23 protein-coding genes are annotated in these 26,716 nt (G+C 67.4%); 17 read left to right on the plus strand and 6 right to left on the minus strand.

Features of this window, described 5'->3' with window-relative positions; translation table 11 throughout:
• Positions 1-5: 5 nt before the first annotated feature.
• The 3 genes from A3OM_RS0105340 to A3OM_RS0105350 form a co-directional block, all read right to left on the minus strand.
• Complete coding sequence (locus tag A3OM_RS0105340) at positions 6-1,637, minus strand: DEAD/DEAH box helicase (RefSeq protein ID WP_018042700.1); 1,632 nt, start codon at positions 1,635-1,637, stop codon at positions 6-8.
• A gap of 69 nt (positions 1,638-1,706) precedes the next feature.
• A complete protein-coding gene (locus tag A3OM_RS0105345; RefSeq protein WP_018042701.1) occupies positions 1,707-1,931 on the minus strand; it encodes a hypothetical protein in 225 nt (74 codons plus the stop codon).
• Between the two features lie 126 nt (positions 1,932-2,057).
• Positions 2,058-2,786: a GntR family transcriptional regulator gene (locus A3OM_RS0105350; protein ID WP_018042702.1), complete on the minus strand. Its 729-nt coding sequence runs from the start codon at positions 2,784-2,786 to the stop codon at positions 2,058-2,060.
• A gap of 408 nt (positions 2,787-3,194) precedes the next feature.
• Here A3OM_RS0105350 and A3OM_RS0105360 point away from each other — a divergent pair, with 408 nt between their 5' ends.
• A complete protein-coding gene (locus A3OM_RS0105360; protein WP_026175737.1) occupies positions 3,195-4,433 on the plus strand; it encodes an amidase in 1,239 nt (412 codons plus the stop codon).
• 55 nt (positions 4,434-4,488) lie between these two features.
• Here the strand turns inward: A3OM_RS0105360 and A3OM_RS26530 are convergent, their stop codons facing one another.
• On the minus strand, positions 4,489-4,620 hold the full coding sequence (locus tag A3OM_RS26530) for a hypothetical protein (protein ID WP_018042705.1): 132 nt from the start codon (positions 4,618-4,620) through the stop codon (positions 4,489-4,491).
• On the opposite strand from A3OM_RS26530, the gene A3OM_RS0105370 reads away from it, so the two are divergent.
• Positions 4,619-5,812: an efflux RND transporter periplasmic adaptor subunit gene (locus A3OM_RS0105370; protein ID WP_018042706.1), complete on the plus strand. Its 1,194-nt coding sequence runs from the start codon at positions 4,619-4,621 to the stop codon at positions 5,810-5,812. The two genes, A3OM_RS26530 and A3OM_RS0105370, sit on opposite strands and share 2 nt — an antisense overlap.
• A 19-nt stretch (positions 5,813-5,831) precedes the next feature.
• Positions 5,832-8,969: an efflux RND transporter permease subunit gene (locus A3OM_RS0105375; RefSeq protein WP_018042707.1), complete on the plus strand. Its 3,138-nt coding sequence runs from the start codon at positions 5,832-5,834 to the stop codon at positions 8,967-8,969.
• An 11-nt stretch (positions 8,970-8,980) separates the two neighbouring features.
• Here the strand turns inward: A3OM_RS0105375 and A3OM_RS0105380 are convergent, their stop codons facing one another.
• On the minus strand, positions 8,981-10,363 hold the full coding sequence (locus tag A3OM_RS0105380) for a hypothetical protein (protein WP_018042708.1): 1,383 nt from the start codon (positions 10,361-10,363) through the stop codon (positions 8,981-8,983).
• A gap of 230 nt (positions 10,364-10,593) precedes the next feature.
• Here A3OM_RS0105380 and flgB point away from each other — a divergent pair, with 230 nt between their 5' ends.
• From flgB to alaS, 10 genes are all read left to right on the plus strand, one after another.
• Positions 10,594-11,019 carry a flagellar basal body rod protein FlgB gene (gene flgB, locus A3OM_RS0105385; protein ID WP_026175738.1) on the plus strand — a complete coding sequence of 142 codons (426 nt, stop codon included), beginning with the start codon at positions 10,594-10,596 and terminating at the stop codon, positions 11,017-11,019.
• Positions 11,020-11,056: 37 nt separating this feature from the next.
• Positions 11,057-11,467: a flagellar basal body rod protein FlgC gene (gene flgC / locus A3OM_RS0105390; RefSeq protein WP_018042710.1), complete on the plus strand. Its 411-nt coding sequence runs from the start codon at positions 11,057-11,059 to the stop codon at positions 11,465-11,467.
• A 29-nt stretch (positions 11,468-11,496) separates the two neighbouring features.
• On the plus strand, positions 11,497-11,814 hold the full coding sequence (fliE, locus tag A3OM_RS0105395; RefSeq protein ID WP_018042711.1) for a flagellar hook-basal body complex protein FliE: 318 nt from the start codon (positions 11,497-11,499) through the stop codon (positions 11,812-11,814).
• A 277-nt stretch (positions 11,815-12,091) separates the two neighbouring features.
• The gene (gene fliQ / locus A3OM_RS0105400; protein WP_018042712.1) at positions 12,092-12,358 is read left to right on the plus strand and encodes a flagellar biosynthesis protein FliQ; all 267 of its coding nucleotides are present in this window, start codon (positions 12,092-12,094) and stop codon (positions 12,356-12,358) included.
• Positions 12,359-12,389: 31 nt separating this feature from the next.
• Complete coding sequence (fliR, locus tag A3OM_RS0105405) at positions 12,390-13,154, plus strand: flagellar biosynthetic protein FliR (RefSeq protein ID WP_018042713.1); 765 nt, start codon at positions 12,390-12,392, stop codon at positions 13,152-13,154.
• A 50-nt stretch (positions 13,155-13,204) separates the two neighbouring features.
• Entirely contained in the window at positions 13,205-14,272 is a 1,068-nt protein-coding gene (gene flhB / locus A3OM_RS0105410) for a flagellar biosynthesis protein FlhB (RefSeq protein ID WP_018042714.1), read from the plus strand.
• A gap of 120 nt (positions 14,273-14,392) precedes the next feature.
• Positions 14,393-17,062 carry a response regulator gene (locus A3OM_RS0105415; RefSeq protein ID WP_026175739.1) on the plus strand — a complete coding sequence of 890 codons (2,670 nt, stop codon included), beginning with the start codon at positions 14,393-14,395 and terminating at the stop codon, positions 17,060-17,062.
• A gap of 132 nt (positions 17,063-17,194) precedes the next feature.
• On the plus strand, positions 17,195-18,286 hold the full coding sequence (gene recA / locus A3OM_RS0105420) for a recombinase RecA (RefSeq protein WP_018042716.1): 1,092 nt from the start codon (positions 17,195-17,197) through the stop codon (positions 18,284-18,286).
• 135 nt (positions 18,287-18,421) lie between these two features.
• The gene (locus tag A3OM_RS25695) at positions 18,422-19,222 is read left to right on the plus strand and encodes a phospholipase D-like domain-containing protein (RefSeq protein ID WP_157196435.1); all 801 of its coding nucleotides are present in this window, start codon (positions 18,422-18,424) and stop codon (positions 19,220-19,222) included.
• Positions 19,223-19,916: 694 nt separating this feature from the next.
• Positions 19,917-22,595, plus strand: a complete 2,679-nt coding sequence (gene alaS, locus A3OM_RS0105435) for an alanine--tRNA ligase (RefSeq protein WP_018042718.1) — start codon at positions 19,917-19,919, stop codon at positions 22,593-22,595.
• Here alaS and A3OM_RS0105440 read toward each other — a convergent pair.
• A complete protein-coding gene (locus A3OM_RS0105440; RefSeq protein WP_198290847.1) occupies positions 22,588-22,992 on the minus strand; it encodes a DUF2147 domain-containing protein in 405 nt (134 codons plus the stop codon). The genes alaS and A3OM_RS0105440 overlap by 8 nt on opposite strands.
• 212 nt (positions 22,993-23,204) lie before the next feature.
• Here A3OM_RS0105440 and rfbC point away from each other — a divergent pair, with 212 nt between their 5' ends.
• The 4 genes from rfbC (at position 23,205) to rfbA (ending at position 26,713) form a co-directional block, all read left to right on the plus strand.
• Positions 23,205-23,756, plus strand: a complete 552-nt coding sequence (rfbC, locus tag A3OM_RS0105445; protein WP_018042720.1) for a dTDP-4-dehydrorhamnose 3,5-epimerase — start codon at positions 23,205-23,207, stop codon at positions 23,754-23,756.
• Between the two features lie 83 nt (positions 23,757-23,839).
• The gene (rfbB, locus tag A3OM_RS0105450) at positions 23,840-24,916 is read left to right on the plus strand and encodes a dTDP-glucose 4,6-dehydratase (protein ID WP_043764471.1); all 1,077 of its coding nucleotides are present in this window, start codon (positions 23,840-23,842) and stop codon (positions 24,914-24,916) included.
• A 1-nt stretch (position 24,917) separates the two neighbouring features.
• Positions 24,918-25,826 carry a dTDP-4-dehydrorhamnose reductase gene (rfbD, locus tag A3OM_RS0105455; RefSeq protein ID WP_018042722.1) on the plus strand — a complete coding sequence of 303 codons (909 nt, stop codon included), beginning with the start codon at positions 24,918-24,920 and terminating at the stop codon, positions 25,824-25,826.
• Positions 25,823-26,713, plus strand: coding sequence for a glucose-1-phosphate thymidylyltransferase RfbA (rfbA, locus tag A3OM_RS0105460; RefSeq protein ID WP_018042723.1), 891 nt, complete (start codon positions 25,823-25,825; stop codon positions 26,711-26,713). Before rfbD ends, rfbA begins: the two co-directional genes overlap by 4 nt.
• Positions 26,714-26,716: the final 3 nt, after the last annotated feature.

Genomic DNA, 26,716 nt, shown 5'->3' on the forward strand with positions numbered 1-26,716 from the left:
CACGCTCAGGCGTCGGCTCCGGCGAGCCGCCGCGTATCGACGAAGGTGCGGCCGTCCGCAAAGCGGTAGCTGACGCTTTCCGAGAACCGGCCGTTGGCGCGGACCAGAATGGCGGCGGGGCGGGTGAGTTCCTCGGTCCGCGCCAGGGCCTCGACGACGGTCATGGGCACGTCGCGCCCCCCGCCGAGCTGACGCCACCATTGCACCGCCTTCTCGCGACCATAGCCCGCCTGCTCCAGGGCGATCCGCACCCGGTGGCTCGATCCGTCCTCGGTCTGGAACTCGACATCGAGGCTGCCGGACGCCGCATGGCGACCGAGCCGCCATCGGGAGATACTCTGCCAGACCGGAACCGTGCGGGACAGGATCGGATGTTCGTCGTCGGCCGCTGCCTCGTGGCCAGGCCCATCCTCCTCGGTCTCGTCCGGCTCCACCCAGCACGCCTCGCAGGTGCTGGCATTGAGGGCGATGAGCGCGCCACAGCCGGGGCAGGGCTTTGCCCGCACCTCGCCCTCACGGCCCTTGATCGCGGCGGCACTGCGCGCGGTGACGATGTCCACCGGCCCGTGCATCCGCACCAGACCGGCATAGTCGAGGATCAGCGCATCGGACTTGCCCGGCGCGGTGCGCAAGGCACGGCCCACCTGCTGGACATAGAGCCCCGTACTCTGGGTCGGCCGCAACAGGGCGATGAGATCCACGCGCGGCACGTTGAAGCCGGTGGAGAGGACGCCCACCGAGGTGAGGCAGCGCAGGCGCCCGGCGGTGAAGTCGCGCACGATCCGGTCGCGCTGGCGCTTGCCGGTCTCGCCCGTCACCATCTCGCAGCTGAAGCCCTCCGCCCGAACCGCATCGCGCACCGCCTCCGCATGGGCGACGCCCGCGCAGAAGGCGAGCCAGGCCCGGCGGTCGCGGCCGAAACCGGCCATTTCCTCCACCGCCGCGCGGGTGATCCAGTCCTGGTTCACCGCCGCTTCGAGGGCGCTGGGAATGTAGTCGCCGCCGCGCTTGGCCACGCCCGAGACGTCGAGCGCCGTGGCGGTGGCCTTGCAGATCAGGGGCGCGAGGTAGCCCTGGTGGATCAGGTCGCCGACATTGGCCTCGTAGACGATCCGCTCGAACAGCCGGCCCTCGCCCTCGTCGAGGCGGCCGCTATCGAGCCGGTACGGGGTCGCGGTGAGGCCGACGACGCGCAGGTCCGGCCGAACGGCGCGCAGGCCCGAGAGGAACCGACCGTAGCGGGTCTCGGCATCGCGCGGGATCAGATGGGCCTCGTCCACCACCACGACGTCGAAGGCACCGATGGCGTCGAGGCGGTTCCAGACCGATTGGATGCCGCAGAACAGGATCTGCGTCGCGGTCTCGCGCCGGTTGAGCCCGGCCGAGTAGATGCCGGCCGGCGCATCAGGCCAGTAGGTCATGAGCTCACGATGATTCTGGGCGATGAGCTCGCGGGTATGGGTGACGATGGCGATCCGCGCATCGGGACGCTCGGCGATCACCTCCCGCACCAGGGCCGCGATGACGAAGGCCTTGCCCGCCCCCGTGGGCAGGACGATCAGCCCATCGCCGGTCTCGTCGCGCCACGAGGCATAGAGGGCATCGAGGCTGGCGCGCTGGTACGGTCTGAGATCCATCGCCGGCTCTGTACGGCCGTTCTCGCCGAACCGGAACAGCGTCCGGTGGGATGCGGCCTCGCCGGCCGTTCAAGCCCCTCCGCCGACGACCTCATCGCGCATCACCCGCGCGATGCGCTCCACCATGCCCTGCGACAGCCGGACGAACTGCCCGGTGCCATGCCCGCGCCCATCGAGCAACTCGGCGAAGACGGGTTTGGCGGGCTCGCAGACCAGGGCCGCTACCGGCCTCGTATTGCGCCGCTTGGCCCGCAGCCGCTCGGCCAGCGCATCGGGAACGAACGGTTCACGCAAGGCGGGCTTCTCCTGTCAGGGCCGACGGTCCGAGGAGAGGGGCCTAGGCTTTCAGGGTTGCCGAGAGATTAAAGCCGATGGATTGGCGCAGGTCGCAAGCCGGCGCGAAATCGCATTTGCGCCGCTTCAACCAGCCCGGCGTCGCAAAGTACTCTTCTCCGTGACGTAGGGCGCCAGGACCCGGCCGAGGTCGCGGTCTCGCGGCGGCTCGGCGACGATGTGCGCGCGCACCGCCACGGCATCGAGGTGGTGATCCATCAGGTGGGTCGCCCGGTCGACGTCGCCGGCCATCAGCGCGGCCACGATCTCGCGGTGTTCGTTGACGGCACAATCCGACGAATGCGGCCGGCTGTAGAGCGAGAGGGTCAGCGCGCAGCGATAGCCGAGCTCGGCCACGTAGCGGACGAGGACGGGGCTGCCGGTCATCCGCGCCAGAAGCAGGTGGAACTCGGTGGCGAGGCGGATCGACGGGGCTTCGGGTCCGCCGCGAACCGCGTCCTCCTGATCGATATGGGCGAGCAGGATCGCTTCCTGCTCGGCGGTGAGGCGACCGGCCAGGCGCTGGACCACGAGGCGTTCGAGGGAAATGCGGACCTCGAACGTGTCGCGCGCCTCTTCCCAGCTCGGGGTCGCCACGATGGCGATCCGGTTGCGGCGCAGTTCCACCAGTCCCTCACCGGCGAGTTGCCCCAGAGCCTGCCGCGCGATGGTGCGGCTCACGCCGAAGCGCTCGCCCAGGGCATCCTCCGGCAGGCGGTCACCGGGTGCCAACGCACGCTCGACGATGGCGCGGCGCAGGGACTGGCACATCATGCCCACGCGATCCTTGGCCGCCTGCGTCTCGACTCCCGCCATCGTCTCCCACGTCCCTACTCTCGAAGCGCTCCGGCCTGGCGCGTGTCTCGGGCACGCTTTCCATCGTCGCTCTCCCTCGGCCGACGCGCCATGCATGAGAGAGACCAAAGCTGAGCGGCAATGAATGGCTCATCCGGAAGTTGCAAGGCCGACGCCTCGTGGAACGGCGCTCCGCTGGACGCTCCCCGGCGCAACTGCCATCACCTCGACGATCCGAACGGGCGGCCGGAGACGCTCCTCGCCGCCCCCTGAGCGGGTTCGCGTCGGCAGGCCGAGGTTTCACCTCGCTCCTACCTTTGGGGTGTCAGAGGTTTCGGAATGCCAAACCGGTGACCGTCTTGGTGAAACCTGCTTAGAACGAGCCACCCGCTTCCCATCAACCGCGTCCCCGCGAGCCACCCGATGACGATGCTCTCGCTCCTGTCCATGCGCGCCCGTATCGAAGCGGGGTCGCTCACCCCCGCGCAGGCCGTGGCGCTGACCCGGGACGCGATAGCCGAGCACGAACCATCGATCCGCGCCTTCGTGGCGACCGATCCCGATCCGCACGTTCCCGATGCGGGACCGCTCGCTGGAATCGCGGTGGGCATCAAGGACATCATCGACACCGCCCACCTGCCGACGCAGATGGGGTCGTCGATCTATCGTGGCTGGCAACCGCGCGCCGATGCCCCCATCGTGGCGCGGCTGAAGCGCCTCGGCGCAGTGCCCCTGGCCAAGACCACCACCACCGCCTTCGCCTTCATCGATCCGACCGAGACCCGCAATCCCCGTGCGCCGGGCCGCACGCCGGGCGGATCCTCCGCCGGTTCGGCGGCGGCCGTGGCCGCGGGCATGTTGCCGCTGGCCCTGGGAACTCAGACCGGCGGCTCGGTGATCCGGCCGGCTGCCTATTGCGGCGTCGTCGGCGTGAAACCGTCGTTCCGACTCCTGCCGACGGTGGGGGTGAAGTGCTTCTCCTGGACCCTCGACACGCTCGGCCTGTTCGCCGCGAGCGCGGCCGATGCCGCCCATGCCCTCGCCCTCATCGCCGGCCGGCCGGAGATCGACCAGCCCGCCACGGTGCCGCGGATCGGGCTGCTCATCCCGGATTATTGCGAGGCTGCCGAACCCGAGGCGCTGGAGGCCCTCGACCGGGCGCGGGCGATGGCGGAAGCGGCGGGCGCCGGCATCCGCGCCTTCACCCTGCCCGACGAGTTCCGCCATGCCGTCGACGAGCACGCGACGATCCAGGATTTCGAATCCGCGCAGGCCCTCGCCTGGGAATACGAAACCCACCGCGATTCGCTGCCTCCGCTCTTGCGCGCCCATCTCGACACATCCCGGACCATCGAGGCCGCGGCCTACGATGCGGCCCGGCGCGTGGCGCATCACGCCAGGCGCAGCCTGAGGGACATCCTGCGCAATTCCGACCTCGACGTCCTGCTGACGGTCTCGGCCCCGGGCCGAGCGCCGGAGGGTTACGCCTCCACCGGCGATTCCCGCTTCAACCGGCTCTGGACGATGATGGGCGTGCCGTGCGTCACCGTCCCCGTGCCGGGGGAGGGGCCGCCGCTCGGGGTGCAGGTCATCGCCCGCTTCGGAGACGATGCGCGAGCGCTCGCGGCGGCAAAGTTCCTGGAGAAAGCTTTCACCGACTGGCCATGAGGTCGTCCCGAATGTCCGGACGCTGGTACATTTCAGCGGGTCGCACCGTCGAAGGTCAAAGCGTTGCCACACGCAATGCGTCGAGCGTCACGAAAACGCCGGTGTCACGTTGCATGGGCGTAAAAAGCGGCTCCGCGCCGACGATGTCTTCCAGATCGATCCGTCGAACGGTGAGCCACCTCTTCATGCGCCTGCTTCGGCTCTTCTCGATCCTTCCGCTCCTCGTGTCGTCCCATGTGATCCACGCGGCGGAAGTCCCGCCGACGAGCGGTTCCACCGCGCCCGCGCCGGCGGTGACCATCGTCGCCGCCGCCGATCGCGAGATCGTCGAGCAGGCGGTGGTCACCGGCACCCTGGTCCCGCGCGACGAAATCCTGGTGGCGCCCGAAATCGAGGGCTACCGCATCACCGAATTGCTGGTGGAGGAAGGCGCCGAGGTCGAGAAAGGGCAGGTTCTGGCCCGGCTCTCGCTGGAGATGATCGCCACGCAGGAGGCGGCCAACGTCGCCGCCATCGCCAAGGCTCAGGCGGCCATCGTCCAGGCCCGCAGCCAGATCGTCCAATCCGAGGCCGCGCAGATCGAGGCCAATCTTTCGCTGGAGCGTGCCCGCTCCCTCATCAAGACCGGGAACGCCACGGCGGCGGTGCTGGAGCAGCGGGTCTCGGCCGCCCAGGGCGGCGAAGGCAGGCTCGCTGCCGCGAACGGAGGCCTGCAACTCGCCGAAGCGGATCTCGCGGCGGCGCGGGCGCAGAGCAACGAGATCGCCCTCAGGCGCGCGCGCACCGACATCAAGGCACCCGACCGAGGCATCGTCAGCCGCCGCACCGCCAGGATCGGCGCGGCGGCGACCTCCACGGGCGAACCGTTGTTCCGGCTCATCGCGCGTGGCGAGATCGAACTCGAAGGCGAGGTGCCGGAAACCTGGATGCCCCGGATCGAGCGCGGCAACATCGTGCGTCTCGAAGCGGACCTGGGGAGGATCGTGACGGGCAAGGTCCGCCGGATCGACCCGGAGATCGACCGGCTGACGCGCCTCGGCAAGATCCGTATCAGCCTCGACCGCGACCCGGCCCTGCGCATTGGCGCCTTCGCCCGCGGCAAGGTCGAGGTGGCGCGGCGCAACTCCGTGGCCGTTCCCCTCTCCGCCGTACTCTACGGGATCGACGGCTCGGCCCTCGTCTACGTGGTGAATGACGGCACGGTGGAGGCCCGTAAGGTCGTCTCCGGCCTCGCGGCGGACGGGTTCATGGAAATCCGCGAGGGGTTGAGATCCGGCGAGGCCGTCGTCGCGCGGGCCAGCAGCTTTCTGCGCCATGGCGACCGGGTCAGACCGGTGCAGCCGAAGGCCGAAGCCGCCGCCTCCGTGACGTCGCGCTGAGAATCGGACCCGTCAGCCCATGCGCCTCAACATCTCAGCCTGGGCGATCCGCAAGCCGATCACCTCGATCGTGCTGTTCCTCGTCCTGATGATCCTCGGGCTCGTCAGCTTCCGCTCGCTGCCGATCACGCAGTTCCCGAACATCGACATCCCGATCGTGGCGATCCAGGTCACCCAGGCCGGCGCGGCTCCCTCCGAACTGCAGACCCAGGTGACGAAGGTGGTGGAGGATGCCGTCGCCGGGGTGAAGGGCGTCAAGCACATCATCTCGACGATCTCGGAGGGCGTCTCGGCCACCACCATCGAGTTCAGGCTCGAAGTGAACGTGGACCGCGCCGTCAACGACGTGAAGGACGCCATCGCCAAGGTGCGGGTGACGCTTCCGCGCACCATCGACGAGCCGATCATCAGCCGCGTCGAGATCGCCGGACTGCCGATCATGGTCTACGGCGCCTCGGCACCGGCCATGACGTCGGAGGACCTGTCCTGGCTCATCGACGACGTGATCGCCCGGCAGGTCCAGGGCGTGAAGGGCGTCGGTGGCGTCGAGCGCCTGGGCGGTGTCGCCCGCGAGATCCGCGTGACGCTCAAACCCGACCGGCTCCTGGCGCTGGGCATTACCGCGGCGGACGTGAACCGCCAGCTCCGCCTCACCTCGGCCGACATGGCGGGCGGGCGCGGCGAACTCGGCGGCCAGGAACAGTCGATCCGGACGCTGGCCGGTGCCGCCAGCCTCGACACCCTGGCCCAGACCTCCATCGTCGTGCCGGGCAACCGCAAGGTCCGCCTGGACGAGTTGGCGACGCTGGTGGACGGGTCGGAGGAGCCGCGCACCTTCGCGCGCTTCAACGGCGAGCCCGTCGTCGCCTTCGCGATCTCGCGTGCGACGGGCGCCAGCGATGCCGAGGTCGCCAGCGCGGTGGCTCGCAAGATCGCCGATCTCGGCACGAAGAATCCCGGTGTCCGGTTCGACCTGATCGACACCTCCGTCATCAACACGGTGGGCAACTATCACTCGGCGATGCTGAGCCTCATCGAGGGCGCGGCGCTGGCCGTCATCGTGGTGTTCCTGTTCCTGCGCGATTGGCGGGCGACCCTCATCGCCTCCATCGCGCTGCCCCTCTCGGTGCTGCCGACCTTCTGGGTGATGAGCACCCTCGGCTTCTCGCTCAACGCGGTCAGCCTGCTGGCCATCACCCTCGTGACCGGCATCCTCGTGGACGATGCCATCGTGGAGATCGAGAACATCGTCCGGCACATGCGGATGGGTAAATCCGCCTACCGGGCGGCTCTCGAAGCCGCCGACGAGATCGGCCTCGCGGTCATCGCGATCACCGCCACGATCATCGCGATCTTCGCACCCGTCTCCTTCATGAGCGGCATCGCCGGCCAGTATTTCAAGCAGTTCGGCCTCACCATCGCGGCGGCCGTGTTCATGTCCCTGCTGGTGGCGCGCCTCATCACGCCACTGCTGGCCGCCTATTTCCTGCGCGATCACGGCCCCGACCACGAGCGCGAGGGGCCGGTGATGCGGGCCTATACCCGCGTGGTCGCGTGGTCGGTGCGGCACAAGTTCATCACCCTGGTGGTGGGGCTCGCCTGCTTTGCCGGATCGATCATGTCCACCGGTCTGCTGCCCGCCGGCTTCCTGCCTGCGGAGGATGCGGCACGGACGATCTTCGTGGTCGAATTGCCGCCCGGTGCCCGGCTCGCCGACACCACCCGCATCACGGACGGCATCGTCGACAAGATCAAGGCGCTGCCCGAAGTGCGCAGCGTGTTCGTGGATGGCGGCCGCCAGCTGCCCGCCAAGAAGGAGGTGCGGCTCGCGAGCTTCACCATCAACCTGACGCCGAAGAACGCCCGTCACCGCACCCAAAAGCAGCTCGACAGGGTCATCGGCGCGATCCTGCGGGAGGAGCCGGACATCCGGTTCTGGTCCCTGCGCGACAGCGGCCAGCGCGATCTCGCCCTCATCGTCTCGGGGCCGGACCTGCGCCTCGTCTCGGAGACGGCGGCGCAATTGCAGCGCGAGGCCGCCTCCGTGCCCCACCTCGTCAATGTGCTCTCCACCGCCCCCCTCGACCGCACCGAGATCCGCATCCGCCCCAAAGCCGGCGTCGCGGCCGATCTCGGCGTCTCCACTGACCTCATCGCCGAGACCGTGCGGGTGGGGACCATCGGCGACATCGGCGCCAACCTCGCCAAGTTCAACGCCGTCGACCGGCAGGTTCCGATCCGGGTTCAGCTGCCGCTCGCCCTGCGCGGTGACCTGTCCCAGCTGGAGAGCCTGAAAGTCCCGGTGAAGGGGGGCGCCTCCGTTCCGCTCTCCACGGTGGCCGATCTCAGCCTCGGGCGTGGTCCCACGGCGATCGACCGCTACGACCGCTCGATCCGCGTGGCCCTGGAGGCCGACATGGAGGGCTCGGACGCGCTGGGCACCCTGATCGAATCCGTGATGGCGCTGCCGACCGCGAAGAACCTGCCGCCGGGCGTGAGCATCAGCCAGACCGGCGACGCGGAAATCATGGGCGAGGTGTTCGAAGGGTTCGCCCTCGCCATGGGCGCGGGGCTGATGATGGTGTTCGGCGTTCTGGTGCTGCTGTTCGGAAACTTCCTTCAGCCGCTCACCATCCTGTTCTCGCTGCCCCTCTCCATCGGCGGGGCGATCCTCGGGCTGCTGATCTTCCACATGCCCATCTCGATGCCGGTGGTGATCGGCATCCTGATGCTCATGGGCGTGGTGACCAAGAACGCGATCATGCTGGTGGATTTCGCCATCGAGGAGATGGCACGAGGCGTCGACCGCGCCACCGCCATCATCGACGCCGGTCGAAAACGCGCCCGGCCCATCGTCATGACCACCATCGCCATGGCGGCGGGCATGGTGCCGTCGGCCATGGCGCTCGGCATCGGCGGCGAATTTCGCGCGCCGATGGCCGTCGCGGTCATCGGCGGCCTCATCGTCTCGACGGGCCTATCGCTGATTTTCGTGCCGGCGATCTTCGTCCTGGTGGACGACCTGTCGCGCTTCTTCGTCCGGCTCTTCGGTCGCTTCATCGGGCGCAAGGACGAGCCCACCGAGGGGGCCTTCGCCCTGCCGACCACACTCGCCAATGACGGAAAGGGCTTCCCGTCACGCTCCGCCGCCGAATAGCCGCGGCGGGGTCAGCCCTTCCTGTCGAGGGGACGTCCCAGCAACCGCGCGAACTCCGCCTCGATCTCCTCCACCGAGAATGGATTCTGGCTCGCGGCGGGCACCTTCTTGGGAGCGGGCGGAGGCGGCGGGGCCGGAAGGAACACGTCCGGTTGGGTGGTCGCAGGCTCGCTCCGCGCGGGCTCGCTCGACACGGCATCGGCGAAGACCGGTTCGGTCGGAGCCGGTCCGGCACTCGCCGGCTTGTCCTTCGCAGGAACCACGGGCGACTCGTCCGGGGCGATCTCCACGGGCGTGGCCATGGCGGCCGCCATCGGGTCGATCGGCTGGTCCGCCTTCGCCTTCTCCGGGGCAACGGGTTCGGGACGCGGTTCGGGCTTCGCCGCCGCCACTTTCGGCTCGGCGGGGGGCACGGGGGGCACGGGGGGCGCCTTTGGCGGTGTCGACGGGACGGCCTGCGTGGAGGGGGAGATCGCGGCCGAAGGCCGGCGCAGGGCCTCTTCGAGCTGCCGTGCCATGTCGGACAGGATGGCCGCGTCCACGGGGCGGGAACTCGTCGGCCGCGCCAGGGGCGGCGGAACGACGGGAGCCGCCTCCGCGACGGGCGCGGGTTTCACCGGAGGTTGTGGCCGAACCGCCTTCTCCGGGGCCTTCTCCGGGCTCGGCGCCTCGATCACGGCGGGCGCCACCGGTGCGGGTGGGGCTTCCGGCGCCTTGGCTGGCTTCTGCGCTTCGACGGCAGGGACGATCGGTTCGGCGACCACATCCGGCGCGGTGACCGCCGGACGTGGCAGGTCCGGAGCTTCGGGCTTCAGGTTGGCCAAAGGCGGCGGGTTCCGCCGCGCCGCCTTCGCCGCAATCAGATCCGCCTTGGTGAAGCGGGGAGCGGGCTTCGACTCGGCGAGGCCCTCGCCAGGGGGCTCGGCGGGCGCATTGACGATCGCGGCCGGTTCCGGAATCGGCGCCCTGGGCTCGTGGAAGACGGGAGGCTGCATGACCGGCGGCGCGGGCGGATCGGCGGGCCGCGCCGGCTCGAAGACCGGCTCTTCGGGGAGCGGCTCCGCCCGGGCCGACTCGTCGAGCGGGAGGCGGGATCCCGCGCCCCGGTGGATGTTGCGCTCCACGATGACGTCGTTGGGACCGCCGACGAGGAGCAGATGCTCGACATTGTCCCGGCGCAGCAGGATCAGCTGCCGCTGCCGGTCGAGTTCGTAGATGTCGACGATGCCGAGACGGGGCTGACGGCCGCGCGGACCGGATTTCGACAGGGCCATGCCCCTGCCGGAGAACCGCCGGAAGATCAGGACGATGGCGGCCAGAACGGCGAAAATGACGGCGAATATGATCAGGAACTGGAGCGGGAAGGAGCCGTCCGAATTAAAGAACGCTGACAAGATCGGGCTCTTTCGGGTTTCGGGCCGGAGGCCCTACGCAGCACAGGTTGTCCTGATATCACGGTCGCAGCGGCGGAAGGCAATAACGTTAAGAGTTCGTTAACAGGCAACTTCCGCGCCGAGCATCCGCTGCTGACAGCCAGGCTCTTAACCGGACGTTAACCATGGAGGCGGCAGATTTTGCCCATCGCTCCGGGGTCATCCGGCGGCGCCGAGGGGCTCCGAGCACCGTGTCCGTCACCGATCTCCCCATTCTCTCCATGCTTCGCACGCGGATGCAGTGGAATCAGACGCGCCAGAAGCTTCTCGCCGAGAACGTCGCCAACGCCGATCTGCCGGGTTTCAAGCCGCGCGATCTCGCGAGCCCCAGCTTCGGCGGCGGGACCGGCGATCTCGCCCAGCCCTCCGGATCCACGGGTGGCAATTCGGGCCTCGCCGTCACCAGCCCGGCTCACATCGCCCTCAACGGCGGCCCCGAAGGCCCGGGCGCGGAGCCGCGCCGGTTCAACGGGTTCGAGATCAGGCCGAGCGGGAACGGGGTCAATCTCGAGGAGGAGATGATGAAGGCCGGTGACAACCAGGCCGATTATCAGCTCGCCGCGACGATGTACCAGAAGAGCCTCGACAAACTGAAGATCGCCATCGGCAAGCGCTGATCGTTCCGCCCACCCCTGAGCTTGCGGAGTACGCGCCGTGGAATTCCTGAAATCCCTGACCATCGCGGCATCCGGTCTCAAGGCCCAGTCGGGCCGGATGCGGATCATCGCCGAGAACATCGCCAACGCGGATTCGGCCCCGAGCGGGGTCGGCGCCGAACCCTACCGGCGCAAGATCCCCACCTTCACCCAGCATATCGACCGCGAGACCGGCGCGTCGATGATCGAGGCCGGGCGGGTGAGGCGGGATAACTCGCCGTTCCGCACCAAGTACGATCCGGGAAATCCCAGCGCCGATGCGCGCGGCGAGGTGCGGATGCCCAACGTCAACGGGCTGATCGAGAACATGGACATGCGCGAGGCCCAGCGCTCCTACGAGGCCAACCTGAACATGGTCACCGCGACCCGCAAGATGATCAACGCCACCCTCGCCATCCTCAAGGCCTGACGCTCTTCCTCTCCCGAAAGTCCGCCGCCATGCCGACCAACGCCTTCGCCGCAGGAGCCTACGCCGCCGTCCAGAACATCGGCGGGATGAAGGGCGGTACGCCCAGGATCGCCCCGACCTCGGGGGCGGATGGCGGGTTCACCTCGCTGCTCACCTCGGCCATGGACAAGATCGGCGAGAGCGGCGCGAAAGCCGATGCCCAGGCCCTGTCGGTGGCGGGCGGCAAGGCCAACGTCGTCGACGTGGTGACCGCCGTCGCCGAGAGCGAGACCGCCCTGCAGACCCTGGTCGCCGTCCGCGACCGCGTGATCTCCGCCTATGAGGAAATCATGCGGATGCAGATCTAGCGCGAGAATCCCCTCAGCTCACCGGGCGACTGGATCCACCCGTTTTTCCTTTCAGGCAGATCGCGTCCCTCTCCCCCTTGTGGGGAGAGGTCAGGAGTGGGGGTGGCTCCGCCAGCCTCCGCAGCATCAGGGTCGCCCGACCACCCCCACCTCCAACTCCTCCCCACAAGGGGGAGGAGGGCCGCGCAACCCGCGAAATGTGCGAATCCAGTAGCCTCAGTGGGGAGGGGGATGCGCACCAGACGCTGCCATTTCACCCACAACGAGACATCAGTCCATGACCGGCCTTGCCATCCTCGACGTCTCCCGGGACGGGATCTTCGTGTTCCTCAAGGTCGCGGGGCCGCTGATGATCGTTGCCCTCGTGGTCGGCCTCATCGTGTCGCTGCTCCAGGCACTGACGCAGATCCAGGAGCAGACGCTGATCTACGTGCCCAAGATCGTCGCCGTCTTCGCGGCGCTCCTGTTCATGCTGCCCTTCATGGGCGACGCGCTCGCCGGCTACATGACCCGCATCGCCGCCCGCATCGTATCGGGCGGATGACGCGCCGGGCCGGGCGCTGCTATGCAGGATCATGAACCTGCTCCTGCCCGGCATCGCGGCGGCCTACCTGCTCACCTTCGCGCGCATCGGCACGCTGATGATGCTGCTGCCGGGGCTCGGCGAACAATCCGTCTCGCCGCGCATCCGTCTCGCCTTCGCGCTCCTCGTCTCGCTGATCCTGTTCCCGATGGTGCGACCGCTGCTGCCGATGCAGGGCGCTGCGCTCGCGGCGCCCGGATTGATCTCGCTCCTCATCGGCGAATTGCTGATCGGGCTCGTCCTGGGCCTCACCGTCCGCATGGTGCTGGCCGCGTTGCAGACCACGGGCGTCATCGTCTCGCAGCAGCTCGGCCTGTCCTACGCGATGACCGTGGACCCGACGCAGGGCGGCCAGCAGGCGGCGCTCGGCAACTTCCTGATGATGCTGGGCATCACCCTCATCCTCGCCACCGACCTGCATCATGTGGCGCTCGATGCCATCGGCCGGAGCTACGTGATGCTGCCGCCCGACGGCGTTCTGGCCATGGGCGAGGCGGCCCAGCTGGCGCTCCGGGCCATGGCGCGCGGCTTCCTCCTGGCGGTCCAGATCTCGGCGCCGTTCATCGCCTTCGGGATCCTGTTCAATGTCGGCCTCGGCGTGCTCTCGCGCCTGATGCCGCAGATGCAGGTGTTCTTCATCGCGGTGCCGGCCTCCGTGCTCATCGGCATGCTGATCCTGTTCGGCAGCCTCGGCATCATGATGAGCGTCTTCCTCGACGATATCGGCCGCTACCTCGGCGAGTTGACCGGGCGATGAAGGCGGTGTCGAACGGTCCGACGATGCGCCGGACAGGGGAGCGCTGAGCCGTGTCCGACGACAGCGACCAGGAAGACAAGACAGAAGAGCCGACTCAACGGCGCATCGAAAAGGCGATCGAGCAGGGCAACGTCGCCAACAGCATCGAGGTCAACACCTTCTTCATCCTGGCAGCCTTCACGATGGCGCTGCTGCTGGCATCGGGAACGATCGCCAAGGATCTCGTGGTGAGCCTGCGCGCCTTCCTGATGAACGCGCATCAGGTCCCCTCCGACCCCACCGCCTATACCGAGATGGGGATGCGGATGCTGCTCATCTGCGCCCAGGCGCTCGTGATTCCGGTCAGCCTCGTGGTCATCGCAGGCCTCGCCGGCGGTCTCGTCCAGCACCCGCTTGTCTTCTCCACCGATGCCCTGATGCCGAAATTCGATCGGATCTCGCCGATGGCCGGCATCAAGCGCATCTTCGGCGTCGAGGCCCTGGTCCAGTTCCTCAAGGGGCTCGCCAAGCTGATGCTGGTGGGGGTCGTCGCGAGCACCATCCTGTGGAACGAGCGCGACCGGCTCGAGGTCTTCGCCCGGCTCGATCCGGCGGCGATGCTGCCCGCGATCCTCGGCATCGCCCTCAAGCTTCTCGGCGGCATGCTCGCCATCTTCGTGGTCATCGCCATGGGCGACGCCCTGTACCAGCGCTTCCGCTGGCGCTCGAAGCTGCGCATGACCAAGGAAGAGATGAAGCAGGAGCACAAGGAGAGCGAGGGCAATCCGGAGGTGAAGGGCCGGATGAGGCAGATCCGCGCCTCGCGGGGCAACAAGCGCATGATGGCCGACGTCCCCACCGCCACGGTCATCGTCACCAACCCCACCCACTACGCCGTCGCCCTGCGCTACGAGGCGGGCATGGCGGCGCCGATCTGCGTCGCCAAGGGCGTCGATTCCCTGGCATTGCGCATCCGCGCCGTCGCCAAGGAGCACGATGTGCCGATCATGGAGAACCCGCCGCTGGCGCGGGCGCTCCATGCGACGGTGGAGATCGATTCCGAGATTCCCGCCGAGCATTACCGCGCCGTGGCCGAGGTGATCGGCTTCGTCATGCGGCTGAAGCGCAGGGCGGCGTGAAAGCGCCACGCTTTATGCACCTTTTTTGACGAGACTTGTCCCTAACGTCCGGCGGACACCCTTGCTGCCGACGCGGCCTGGGCGCTAACCGGGATCGCTCGAGGGTGGAATGGCGCCGAGATGGCTGAGGTGAGCGGACCAACGAAACCGGTGTCGAGCGCCATCGACCGGTCGGAAAGGCCTGGGCGGGTCGGGCTGCTCCTCGTCCTGGCCGGACTTCTCGTCGGCGCGGCGGTGGGCCTGTCCTTCGTCGCCAACGAGCAGGCGCAGCCGCTCATCCTGGGTCTTCTCGCCCTGCTCGCCATGGCGGGCGTGTTCTGCCTGTTCGCCCTGGCGATCGGCGCGCTCCAGCTCGCGGGCCAGACCGGCCGCGACGACATCACCAAGGCCATCGTCGACGCCTCGCCCGAAGGCGCCATCGTCGTCGAGGATGGCGGCCGCCTGATCTACGCCAACGAGGCCTACCTGCGGATCTCCGGCGGGGAGACCTTCTCCAACCTCAGGCCGGTGGAGCGCGTCTTCGTCGGCTCGCCGGACGTATCGGAGGCGGTCTACCGCCTCGCCCAGGCGGCCCATGACGGGCGCGGCCATGTGGAGGAGATCCGCATGGCGCCCCCGCCCCAGGGCGAGACCGAGCGCGCCTTCGCCTGGTTCCGCATCGCCGTGCGGGCGGTGGAGCGGCCGAGGCTCCCGGCGACCCTGTGGACGGTCACCGACATCACCCACGAGCGCGAGCGCCAGGAGAACGTCTTCCAGGAGCTTCAGCACGCGATCGATTACCTCGATCATGCGCCGGCCGGCTTCCTCTCCATCGATCCGTCGGGCTCTATCGTCTACATGAACGCGACGCTGGCCTTCTGGCTCGGCTACGACCTCGCCACGGTCGGCTCGGGCGGCCTGCGCCTGCCCGATATCGCGCCCAGCGCCGATGTGCTCACCGCCACCGAGGGACTACCCGGCGAGGTCCGCACGGACCGTTTCGACCTCGACCTGCGGCGCCGCAACGGCCAGCCCCTGCCGACCCGGCTCTATCACCGCGTGGCCTTCGGCCAGGACGGCAAGCCCGGGCCGTCACGCACCTTCGTACTCAACCGCTCGGCCGGGGCCGAGAGCGACGAGCCGCAGCGCGCCGCCGAAGTGCGGCTCGCTCGCTTCCTCAACAACAGCCCCATCGCCATCGCGACCCTCGACCCCACCGGGCGTATCGCGCGCGCCAACGCGTCCTTCGCCAGGCTCTTCGGCGGGACGCCGCGCCAGGCCGTGCCGGACGGGCGCGGCGAACTCGGCACCGAGCCGACCATGTGGGAGGCCCTGGTCGACCGCGACCGGGCCGCCCTCGAGAGCGCCCTGGTGAAGGCCGCCGACGGGACCATCGAGGTGCAACCCATTGAGGTCGCACTGGCGGGGCCGGGGAATCGCTCGGCGCGGGTCTGGCTCAGCCCGGCCGGCGGCGACACCGCGGCTGCGGAGGACGGGTCCTCCCAGGCCGACCGCGAGCGCGTGATCCTCTACGCCCTCGACACCACGGCGCAGCGCCAGCTCGAACAGCAGATCGCCCAGACCCAGAAGATGGACACGGTGGGCCAGCTCGCCGGCGGCATCGCACACGACTTCAACAACGTCCTCCAGGCCATCATCGGCTATTCCGACCTGCTCCTGGCGAGCCACAGGCCCACCGATCCGGCCTTCCAGGACATCATGCAGATCAAGCAGAACGCCAACCGGGCAGCCAGCCTGGTGCGGCAACTGCTGGCCTTCTCGCGGCGCCAGACCCTGCGACCGGAGGTGATGAATGTCGGCGAGGCGCTGTCCGACCTGACGCTGCTGCTGAAGCGCCTGCTCGGCGAGCGTGTCGACCTCGACCTCAAGCACGGGCGCGACATCTGGCCGATCAAGGCCGACGTGAACCAGTTCGAGCAGGTCATCGTCAATCTCGCGGTCAATGCCCGCGATGCGATGCCCAATGGCGGCCGCCTGCTGATCCGCACCGCCAACATCCTCGAAGGACTGGAGAACACCGAGCGCCGGCCCGGCGCACCGGCGGGCGACCACGTCCTGATCGAGGTGCTGGATACCGGCGAGGGCATCCCGCCCGACGTGATGGAGAAGATCTTCGAGCCGTTCTTCACCACGAAGGACATCGGCAAGGGGACCGGCCTCGGCCTCTCCACCGTGTTCGGCATCGTCAAGCAGAGCGGCGGCACCATCGACGTGCAATCGACCGTTGGCAGCGGCACGGCCTTCCGAATCTACCTGCCGCGTCACGAACCGGCCGCCGAGCCCGCCCCCGATCCCGCCCTCGCATCCGCCGCCCCGCAGAGCAACGCGGAGATCGCCGCCAGCCGGCTCCGGGGAGCACGCGACGTCGAAAAGCCCGGCAGCGGGCAATCCGCCCCGCGCAAACCCTCGCCCGATCATACGGGGCAGGGCGTGATCCTGCTGGTCGAGGACGAGGATCCGGTGCGCGCGGTCAACAGTCGAGCCCTGTCGGCACGGGGCTACACGGTTCTGGAAGCCGCCTCCGGCCTCGACGCCCTGGCCCTCATCAGCGATGTCGACCAGACCATCGACCTCGTCGTCTCCGACGTGGTGATGCCGGAGATGGACGGTCCGACGCTGCTGCGCGAATTGCGCAAGCACCGCCCGGACCTGAAGGTGATCTTCGTCTCCGGCTATGCCGAGGACGCGTTCCGCAAGAACCTCCCCGAGGGCGAGGATTTCAATTTCCTGCCCAAGCCCTTCAGCCTCAAGCAGCTCGTGGAAACGGTGAAGGAGACGATCGCCCGTTAGGGCGACGTTCTCCCACCGAATGATGCGAAATCGGCACCCGGCACCTTGCGAAAAAAGAACAAAACAAGTACATCATTCGCATCCGAGGCACATTGAGCCTTGAGCTCTCCCCATGCATAAGGATGCCGACGAATGGCCCAGCCCGCGCTGAAAGTTGTGGATTCCCCGATGGTGGACAAGGACAAGGCGAAGGCGATCGATGCCGCGCTGTCCCAGATCGAGCGTGCTTTCGGCAAGGGCTCGATCATGCGGCTCGGCAAGAACGATAAGGTGGCGGAGGTCGAGACCGTCTCCACCGGGTCGCTCGGCCTCGACATCGCGCTCGGCGTCGGCGGCCTGCCGCGTGGCCGGGTGATCGAGATCTACGGCCCCGAATCCTCGGGCAAAACCACCCTTGCCCTTCACACCATCGCCGAAGCCCAGAAGAAGGGCGGAGTCTGCGCCTTCGTGGACGCGGAGCACGCCCTCGATCCGGTCTATGCGCGCAAGCTCGGTGTGCAGCTCGACGATCTCCTGATCTCGCAGCCCGATACCGGCGAACAGGCCCTGGAAATCACCGACACCCTGGTGCGCTCGGGTGCCATCGACGTGCTCGTTGTCGACTCGGTGGCGGCGCTGACGCCCCGCGCCGAGATCGAGGGCGAGATGGGCGACAGCCAGCCCGGCCTTCAGGCGCGCCTGATGAGCCAGGCCCTGCGCAAGCTCACGGGCTCGATTTCGCGCTCCAAATGCATGGTCATCTTCATCAACCAGATCCGGATGAAGATCGGCGTCATGTATGGCAGCCCGGAGACGACCACCGGCGGCAATGCGCTCAAGTTCTACGCGTCGGTGCGCCTCGACATCCGCCGCATCTCGACCCTGAAGGACCGTGACGAGGCCATCGGCAACCAGGTCCGCGTCAAGGTCGTCAAGAACAAGGTCGCCCCGCCCTTCAAGCAGGTGGAATTCGACATCATGTTCGGCGAGGGCGTCTCCAAGGTCGGTGAGCTCATCGACCTCGGGGTGAAGGCCGGGATCGTGGAGAAGTCCGGCGCCTGGTTCTCCTATGCGAGCCAGCGCCTCGGCCAGGGCCGCGAAAACTCGAAGGGCTTCCTGCGCGATAATCCGGACATCGCCAACAAGATCGAAGCGGCGATCCGGCAGAATTCCGGCCTGCTCGCAGACAAGATCCTCGAGACGGCCAAGCCCACCGAGGACGATCTGGACGAAGGCGAGGCCTAGAATTTTAGGCTGACGAGTATGAATTTCAGAGAAAGCAGCCAAGGATCTGGCTTGGCGGTTTTCTCTGAAATTGCAATCAACACCCGAATTCCTGCAAATAAGGTCGCGATAGTTATTGCTTCTTGAGGTAATTTTGTGAAAAATATACGTGATCTCAACAAACTTTCACAAAAATTTATTCGTGAGAAGTCACCAAGTAGTAATCGCAAATCCGATGCGAAAGACTTTTCCTATCGTGCACTCCAAAACCATTCCGCGACAAGTACATCGGCTAAGGTCACGACTTATTTTGATGGCATTGAAAGGCTTTTTGTCGAGCTCAGTGAACGCCATGAAGTTGTCGTAGGCGCCGTAGCCTGGCTAACAAATACTCAGATTCTGTCGGCCCTTGCCAAATCACCACGTGTTGCAATTACCGTACAAAAAGAAGACTTTCTTCGCAAAGACATCGGATTTCCGAATTATTCTCAGCAGCGGCTTAAAATTCGCTCGCTTTACAATAATCTGACCCCGTTTGACGCTGGAGATTTTACCGAAAGCTATCCCGGACAACAGGAATTTCACCCACAATACAACAGCACAGTCCAGAGTTGGCTATTCGACAATCGCGGAAACTACTATCATGGTGGCGATGCGGTCAGATGCATGGGTTTTGCAAACGACCCGAATGCTCATCAAATTCCACGGATGCATCATAAATTTTTGATATTTGGAGAAAGAAATGAAGGCTTAGTGATGTGGCCTAAGTGTGTGGTCACTGGTTCATTCAACCTCTCCCACAACGCAGTCAAAAGTCGTGAGAACGTTGTATTAATTGAAGATACGGATATTTGCCAATCCTACCTTAGCGAGTGGGCGCAGCTTTGGAGTATGTCCGAACCTTTGGACTGGTCCAGCCCAGAACCGTCGCAGGATGAAATGTACGTCGGCACTTGAGATCAACAAAATTGCCATTGAGATGCATGGAGGCCGTCAAAGCAACCTCCCTGCATAATGCTCTGGTTCAAGTCTTTGCCTAATATGGCAATATCATAACGATCAGGCCCCACAGCACGAACAGGATGCCGAGGATCGCCACGCTCCAGACGGCGGTGCGCACCTTCGGGATGCCGAAGCCGAAGATCGGCAGGTAGATCAGGCGCGCGAATAACTAGAGATAGGCGCCGAGCACCACCGCCGTGTTGTGCCGTCCGGTGACGGCGCAGGCGAGGACCAGGGACGCGAAGATCGGGAACGTCTCGAAGAAGTTCTTCGACGCCTTCTCAAGACGCGCAGCGGCTCCGGTGAGGTCCGGTGCGGTTCCCTCGCGATTGCTGGTTTTCCAGGCGAGCTATCCGCGTTGGCGCAGAGCGGCGCCGGCGGCGATGATGATGTGGACGAGGCCGAGCAGGCAGGACAAGGCGAGAAGGCGAATTTCAACCGGCATATGGGCGATCCTCGGAAGGCCGAGCTTCGGGATCCGTGATGGACGCGGCGGACCGTTCCCAGCCTGCGCGATGCAGAAAGCGAAACCGACCGTCGCGAACCGGGCGTGACTCGACGGTCCGGCCTCCTTATGAGGGCGCAAGCCACGAAGAAGCCTCGGGTCGTCGTCTCGACGGCCCAAAGCGCACGACAGAGTCATTTCACGATGAGCGGCGTCAACGAGATCCGGTCGGCCTTCCTCGACTATTTCGCCAAGGCGGACCACGCCGTGGTGCCGTCGTCGTCCCTCGTCCCCCGCAACGACCCGACCCTGATGTTCACCAATGCGGGGATGGTGCAGTTCAAGAACGTCTTCACCGGCGTCGAGAAGCGGCCCTACAACCGGGCCACCACGGCGCAGAAATGCGTCCGCGCCGGCGGTAAGCACAACGACCTCGACAATGTCGGCTATACGGCCCGCCACCACACCTTCTTCGAGATGCTCGGCAACTTCTCCTTCGGCGATTATTTCAAGCCGCAGGCGATCGAACTGGCCTGGAGCCTGATCACGAAGGAATTCGGCCTGTCGAAGGACCGGCTGCTCGTCACCGTCTATGCGGATGACGACGATGCGGCCGATCTCTGGAAAAAGATCGCGGGTTTTGGCGACGACCGGATCATCCGCATCGGCACCTCCGACAATTTCTGGCAGATGGGCGATACAGGCCCCTGCGGACCCTGCTCGGAGATCTTCATCGATCAGGGCCCTGGCCTGCAGGGCGGTCCTCCCGGCTCTCCCGATGAGGACGGCGACCGGTTCCTGGAATTCTGGAACCTCGTCTTCATGCAGTACGAGCAGATCGAGCCGGGCAACCGCCTCGCTCTGCCGCGCCCCTCCATCGATACCGGCATGGGCCTGGAACGCATGGCGGCGATTCTCCAGGGCGTCACCAGCAACTACGACACCGACCTGTTCAAGGCCCTCATCGATGCGGTGAGCCACGCCGTCGGCCGTCCTCCCGAGGTGGGCAACGTCGCCTCCTACCGCGTCATCGCAGACCATCTGCGTTCCGTCTCGTTCCTCATCGCGGATGGCGTGCTGCCGTCGAACGAGGGCCGCGGCTACGTCCTGCGCCGCATCATGCGCCGGGCCATGCGCCACCTCGAACTCCTCGGCTCCCGCGAGCCCGTGATGTTCCGCCTGGTCCCCACCCTGGTCCGCGAGATGGGGCAGGCCTATCCCGAACTGACACGCGCAGAGAGCCTGATCTCGGAGACCCTGCGCCTGGAGGAGACCCGCTTCCGTCGCACCCTCGAGCGGGGCCTCGCCATCCTCGATTCCGAGAGCCGCACCCTGGTCTCCGGCCAGAACCTGTCCGGCGAGACCGCCTTCACCCTCTACGACACCTACGGCTTCCCCCTCGACCTGACCCAGGACGCCCTGAAGGCCCGCGGCATCGGCGTCGACACCGACGCGTTCGGCCAGGCAATGGAGCGCCAGCGCAAAGCCGCCCGCGCCGCCTGGACCGGCTCGGGCGAGGCCGCCACCGAGACGGTCTGGTACGGCATCAAGGAGCGCGTCGGCGCCACGGAGTTCCTCGGATACGAGACCGAGGGCGCGGAGGGCATCGTCACCGCGCTCCTGCGCGACGGGGCCGAGGTGGAGAGCCTGTCGGCCGGCGAGACCGGCCTCGTGCTCCTCAACCAGACCCCGTTCTATGCCGAATCCGGCGGTCAGGTGGGCGATACCGGCCGCCTGACCGCGTCGGGCCTGACCGCGCGGGTCACCGCCACGGAGAAGAAGCTCGGCGATCTCTTCGTGCATCACGTCACCGTCGACGAGGGGCGGCTGACCCTGGGGCAGGCAGCGGAGCTCACCGTCGATCACGCCCGCAGGTCGGCGATCCGCGCCAACCATTCGGCCACCCATCTTCTGCACGAGGCCCTGCGCCAAGTGCTCGGCGACCATGTGGCCCAGAAGGGCTCGCTGGTCTCGGCCGAGCGCCTGCGCTTCGATTTCAGCCATCCCAAACCCATGGACGAGGCCGAGCTCCGCGCCGTGGAGGACATCGCCAATGCGGTGCTCCTGCAGAACACGCCCGTGGTGACGAAGCTGATGGCCCAGGACGAGGCCGTCGCCTCAGGCGCCCGCGCCCTGTTCGGCGAGAAATACGGCGACGAGGTGCGCGTCGTCTCCATGGGACGCCCGGTCGACGATCGGGGCGAACTCGCGGAGGAGGGCCGGCTTCCGGCCTTCTCCATCGAACTCTGCGGCGGCACCCATGCGGGCCGCACGGGCGAGATCGGGCAGATCTCGGTGCTCGGCGAGAGCGCGGTCGGTGCGGGCGTGCGCCGCATCGAGGCCCTCACCGCCGGGGCGGCACGCCGTCACCACGCCGAGGAGAGCCGCACCCTCGGCCAGATCGCCGGGCTCCTCAAGGTCCAGAGCGCCGATGTGCCCGAGCGGCTGAGCGCGCTCATCGATGAGCGGCGCCGCCTGGAGCGCGAATTGTCGGACGCCAAGAAGAAGCTCGCCATGGGCGGCTCGTCGGGGAACGACGACGGTATCGTCGAGGTCGGCGGCGTCAAGCTGATGGCCAAGGTCGTCGAGGGCGTCGAGATGCGCGACCTGAAGAGTCTCGCCGATGCCGGCAAGAGCCGCATCGGCTCCGGCATCGTCGCCCTGGTGGGCGTGTCGCCGGACGGCAAGGCCGGCCTCGTCGTCGGCGTCACCGAGGATCTGACCGACCGGTTCGACGCGGTCTCCCTCGTCCGCGCCGGGGCCGGGCATCTCGGCGGCAAGGGCGGCGGCGGACGCCGCGACATGGCCCAGGCCGGCGGCCCGGAGGGAACCGGCGCCCAGGCGGCGATCGACGCCATCGCCCAGGCGCTCTCCGTCAGTTGACGCGCTTCCAGGTCTGGCGCTTGCAGAACACGCTCATGACGCAGCCCGCCACTTCGACCACGTTCGGCCCCTTGACCGTGAGACTGCCGGAATAGGTCTTGCCGTCGTTGGGGTTGTAGAGCGAACCCTCGTAGCCGTCCCCGGACGGGGTCGCCGCGTTCATGATCTGGACGCCGATCAGGCTGCGGGATTGGAGCGAGGCATCCGGGTTCTTGGAATCGAGGCCCTTGCCCGGCACGCTCACCAGGGTACCGCAATAGCCACCGCCGCAGCGCGCGATCCGAACCTTCGAATCCCCGTTCTCGGTGAGCCAGACCCCGCTCGGGTCGGCCCCCTTTTGGGCGAAGCCCCCTCCCGTCATCGCGATCAGGGCCATGACGGCCACGGCGGATCGCATTGGCATCGCTGTGAACTTCATCGTCATCCTTCGTCCTCTCGAACGGTTCCGGCGGCCGCCGGGGCGGCCCCGCCTCGCGGGAAGCGGGAGTTAGCCCTCCGGCATGGGAGGGGCAAGCGCAGGGTGGAGACCGACCCGATACGCAGCCGCATGCCTTGACAGGGCGTCCCGGCACGCGCCTAGAAGCCGCCGAAGTTGAATGGAGAATCGCGATGCGTGTGGTCGAGACACGGATTCCCGCGGTGAAGCGGGTCGTGCCCAATCGCTTCGGCGACGACAGGGGCTGGTTCTCGGAGACCTTCCGGGCCGATGTCCTGGCCGGTGCCGGGATCGCCGACGCCTTCGTGCAGGACAACCAATCCTTCTCCGCCCAGAGCGGGACCGTTCGCGGCCTGCATTTCCAGCTCGCACCGGCGGGCCAGGCCAAGCTCGTGCGCGTCCTGTCGGGCTCCATCCTCGATGTCGCCGTCGACCTGCGGCGCGGATCCGAGACCTATGGACAGCATGTCGCCGTCCGGCTCGACGCCGCCGAGGGCGAACAACTCTACGTCCCGGTGGGCTTCGGCCATGGGTTCTGCACCCTGGAACCCGACACCATGGTCGCCTACAAAGTGTCGACCTATTACAGCCGTGAGCACGACCGCAATCTGGCATGGAACGATCCGGACTTGGCTATCGACTGGCCGGTCGGCGAGGACGAGGCGGTCTTGTCCGACAAGGACCGCGTGGCACCGTCCTTCGCCGATCTGGGCGCGGTGTTCTGAAGTACCGCCCGCCCCCTCGGCGAAGGCACGTCGGAACGACGCGATACCGAACCGCCCATGCGTGACCACCAGGATCTATGAACATGGCCAAATCCCAACGCATTCTGGTCACGGGCGGATGCGGCTTCATCGGCTCGGCGCTGGTCCTGCACCTCGTCCAGGATCTCGGCCATGAGGTCGCGACCCTCGACGCGCTGACCTATGCGGCCAATCCGATCTCGCTGGCGCCCCTCGACGGCGATCCGCGGCACCGGCTGGTGACCGGCGACATCTGCGATCCCGCCGCCGTGCACGCCCTCTACGCCGAGTTCCGGCCCGACGCGGTGATGCATCTCGCCGCCGAGAGCCATGTGGACCGCTCGATCACCGACCCGGGCGCCTTCATCCGCACCAACGTCGTCGGCACGCAGGTGATGCTCGATGGCGCCCGTACCTACTGGGAAAGCCTCGGCGGCGAAGCGAAGGCGGCGTTCCGGTTCCTCCACGTCTCCACCGACGAGGTCTACGGCTCGCTCCCGCCGGACGGGTTCTTCACCGAGGACAGCCGCTACGACCCGCGCTCGCCCTATTCGGCCTCCAAGGCCGCCTCCGACCATCTGGCACGGGCCTGGGGGGAGACCTACGGCCTGCCGGTTCTGGTGACGAACTGCTCCAACAATTACGGCCCCCGGCATTTCCCGGAGAAGCTGATCCCCCTGATGATCCTCAACGCCCTCGAAGGCCGGCCCCTGCCGGTCTATGGCGACGGCCTCAACGAGCGCGACTGGATCCACGTGGAGGACCACGCACGCGGCCTCGTGGCGGTGCTGGAACGGGGCCGCCTCGGGGAGACCTATCTCCTGGGCGGCCGCTCGGTGCGCAACAACCTCGCCGTGGTGAAGGCTCTCTGCGCCGCCTTCGACCGGCTGCGGCCGGAGCATGGGCCGCACGAGCGCTTGATCTCCTTCGTCGCCGACCGGCCGGGCCACGACCGGCGCTACGCCATCGACCCCGGCAAGGCCGAGCGGGAGATCGGCTGGACCCCCACCAAATCCTTCGAGGAAGCGCTTGAGGAGACCGTGCGCTGGTATCTCGACAACGAGGCGTGGTGGCGCCCGATCCGCGAGGGCCGCTATACCGGCGAGCGCCTCGGCCTCGGCACGCAAGCGACGAAGGCTTGAGATGGATATCCTGATCCTCGGCGGAGCGGGCCAGGTCGGCACCGAACTGCAGGCCTCCCGGCATTGGGGCGCGGGCGTGACCCTCGTCGCCCCGACCCGTACCGAACTCGACGTCACCGATGCCACAGCCGTGGCGCGGATCTTTACCGAGCGCACCATCGGGGCGGTGGTGAACGCCGCCGCCTACACCGCCGTGGACAAGGCCGAGTCGGAGGTGGTGGAAGCCTGGCGCCTCAATGCCCTGGCCCCCGCCATCCTGGCGGCCGAGACGGCGCGGCGGGGCATCCCCCTCGTCCACGTCTCCACCGATTACGTCTTCGACGGCGCCGCATCGGGCGCCTACGCGCCGGACGCGCCGATCCGTCCGACCAGCGTCTACGGCGCCAGCAAGGCCGCCGGCGAGATGGCGGTCCGCACCGCCAATCCGCGCCACGCCATCCTGCGTACCGCCTGGGTCGTGAGCCCGCACCGGGGCAACTTCGTGAAGACGATGCTGCGGCTCGCAGCCGAGCGGGATGCGCTGAACGTGGTGAACGACCAGCGCGGCTGCCCGACCTCCGCCGCCGATCTCGCCGCCGCCCTCGCGGACATCGCCCTGCGTCTTTCCGCCGACAGCGACGCGCCCACGGGCACGCATCACTTCGTCAATGCGGGCGCCACCACCTGGCACGGTTTCGCGCAAGCCATCGTCGCCGGTTCGGCCGCACGCGGCGGACGGAGCGTTCCGGTCAACGGCATCCCCACCAGCGCCTATCCGACGCCCGCGCGGCGGCCCGCCAATTCGGAACTGTCCACCGAGAGCCTGACGAAGGCCTACGGGCTGGCGCCGCGCCCCTGGCAGGCGGCCCTCGACGACATCCTCGACCGGCTTGTCGGCCCCGCGCATCATTCAGCAGAGGCACAGTCATGAAGGGCATCGTTCTCGCCGGTGGGTCCGGCACGCGCCTCCATCCGGCGACCCTGTCGATCAACAAGCAGCTGCTGCCCGTCTACGACAAGCCGATGATCTATTATCCGGTCTCGGTGCTGATGCTCGCCGGCATCCGCGAGATCCTGATCATTTCGAGCCCCGAGCATCTCGGCAATTACGAGCGTCTGTTCGGCACCGGCGAGCAGTTCGGCCTCTCCTTCAGCTACGCCGTTCAGCCGCGCCCGGAAGGCCTCGCCCAGGCCTTCACCATCGGTCGCGACTTCGTCGGCACGGACGACGTCGCCCTCGTGCTGGGGGACAACCTTTTCTTCGGCTCGGGCATGAGCGCCATGCTCAAACAGGCGCGCGAACGGAAGACCGGCGCGACGATCTTCGCCTATCACGTGGACCACCCGGAGGCTTACGGCGTGGTCACCCTCGACCGTGACGGACGGCCCCTGCGCATCGTCGAGAAGCCCACGGAGCCGGAAAGCCCATGGGCCGTGACCGGCCTCTACTTCTACGACAACCGGGTGCTCGACATCGCCGCCGCCGTGAAGCCCTCGGCGCGCGGCGAATTGGAGATCACATCCGTCAACCAGGCCTATCTCGACCTCGGCGAACTCCATGTGCAGCGCATGTCGCGCGGCTATGCCTGGCTCGATACGGGGACGCATGACAGCCTGCTGGAGGCGGGCGAGTTCGTGCGCACGCTGCAGAACCGGCAGGGCCTCCAGGTCGCCTGCCTGGAGGAGATCGCCTATCTCCAGGGCTTCATCGACAAGGCGCAGCTGATCGCCCGCGGCGAGCTCTTCGCCAAGACCGCCTACGGCCAGAACCTGCTGAAACTGTCGAAGCTCGACCCGGAATCCCGCCTCGACGAGTGAGCC

The organism is Methylobacterium sp. 88A, assembly GCF_000376345.1.
GTDB lineage: Bacteria > Pseudomonadota > Alphaproteobacteria > Rhizobiales > Beijerinckiaceae > Methylobacterium > Methylobacterium bullatum.

Bases quoted from the DNA above. Each gene is read 5' to 3' on its own strand.
- rfbB (WP_043764471.1), top strand. From the start codon at position 23,840: ATGGCCAAATCCCAACGCATTCTGGTCACGGGCGGATGCGGCTTCATC.
- fliR (WP_018042713.1), top strand. From the start codon at position 12,390: ATGAACCTGCTCCTGCCCGGCATCGCGGCGGCCTACCTGCTCACCTTC.
- rfbC (WP_018042720.1), top strand. From the start codon at position 23,205: ATGCGTGTGGTCGAGACACGGATTCCCGCGGTGAAGCGGGTCGTGCCC.
- A3OM_RS0105350 (WP_018042702.1), bottom strand. From the start codon at position 2,786: ATGGCGGGAGTCGAGACGCAGGCGGCCAAGGATCGCGTGGGCATGATG.
- recA (WP_018042716.1), top strand. From the start codon at position 17,195: ATGGCCCAGCCCGCGCTGAAAGTTGTGGATTCCCCGATGGTGGACAAG.
- A3OM_RS0105440 (WP_198290847.1), bottom strand. From the start codon at position 22,992: ATGCGATCCGCCGTGGCCGTCATGGCCCTGATCGCGATGACGGGAGGG.
- A3OM_RS0105360 (WP_026175737.1), top strand. From the start codon at position 3,195: ATGCTCTCGCTCCTGTCCATGCGCGCCCGTATCGAAGCGGGGTCGCTC.
- A3OM_RS0105370 (WP_018042706.1), top strand. From the start codon at position 4,619: ATGCGCCTGCTTCGGCTCTTCTCGATCCTTCCGCTCCTCGTGTCGTCC.
- rfbD (WP_018042722.1), top strand. From the start codon at position 24,918: ATGGATATCCTGATCCTCGGCGGAGCGGGCCAGGTCGGCACCGAACTG.
- alaS (WP_018042718.1), top strand. From the start codon at position 19,917: ATGAGCGGCGTCAACGAGATCCGGTCGGCCTTCCTCGACTATTTCGCC.
- fliE (WP_018042711.1), top strand. From the start codon at position 11,497: ATGCCGACCAACGCCTTCGCCGCAGGAGCCTACGCCGCCGTCCAGAAC.
- A3OM_RS26530 (WP_018042705.1), bottom strand. From the start codon at position 4,620: ATGAAGAGGTGGCTCACCGTTCGACGGATCGATCTGGAAGACATCGTC.
- rfbA (WP_018042723.1), top strand. From the start codon at position 25,823: ATGAAGGGCATCGTTCTCGCCGGTGGGTCCGGCACGCGCCTCCATCCG.
- fliQ (WP_018042712.1), top strand. From the start codon at position 12,092: ATGACCGGCCTTGCCATCCTCGACGTCTCCCGGGACGGGATCTTCGTG.
- A3OM_RS0105415 (WP_026175739.1), top strand. From the start codon at position 14,393: ATGGCTGAGGTGAGCGGACCAACGAAACCGGTGTCGAGCGCCATCGAC.
- A3OM_RS0105340 (WP_018042700.1), bottom strand. From the start codon at position 1,637: ATGGATCTCAGACCGTACCAGCGCGCCAGCCTCGATGCCCTCTATGCC.
- A3OM_RS0105375 (WP_018042707.1), top strand. From the start codon at position 5,832: ATGCGCCTCAACATCTCAGCCTGGGCGATCCGCAAGCCGATCACCTCG.